This is a genomic window from Nocardia glycosmidis (assembly GCF_052545115.1).
In genome coordinates this window covers 1-322 of record NZ_JBQWRH010000065.1, presented here as the reverse complement: position 1 = coordinate 322, position 322 = coordinate 1, and the positions used below count along the sequence as shown (strand labels likewise).

The 322-nt window shown below is 61.8% G+C and carries 1 protein-coding gene; it reads right to left on the bottom strand.

The genetic code is table 11. From position 1 onward, the window contains the following. The coding region (locus tag ACT86A_RS27500; protein WP_445095133.1) for a transposase at positions 1 to 322 on the bottom strand (322 nt) is incomplete at both ends.

Here is a 322-nt window from a genome sequence, read left to right as displayed (position 1 = left end):
TTGCGGGAAGCGTAGGCGAACGAATTCCTCAGAAGATGAACCACGCACGTCTGCACGATCGCGCGTGCCCAGACTTGGCCGATAGCATCGGGAAAGCCCTTCAAACCGTCGCACACAACGATGCAAACATCCTGCACGCCCCGGTTTTTCAGTTCCGACAGCACCCGCAGCCAGTATTTGGCGCCCTCACCGGCGCCGTGCTCGCCGGCCCACAGTCCGAGGATGTCGCGGGTGCCCTCGACCGTCACTCCCATGGCCACATAGATCGGCCGGTTGGCGACGTTGCCGTCTCTGATCTTGGGTCTGGCGCAGACTTCGTGAT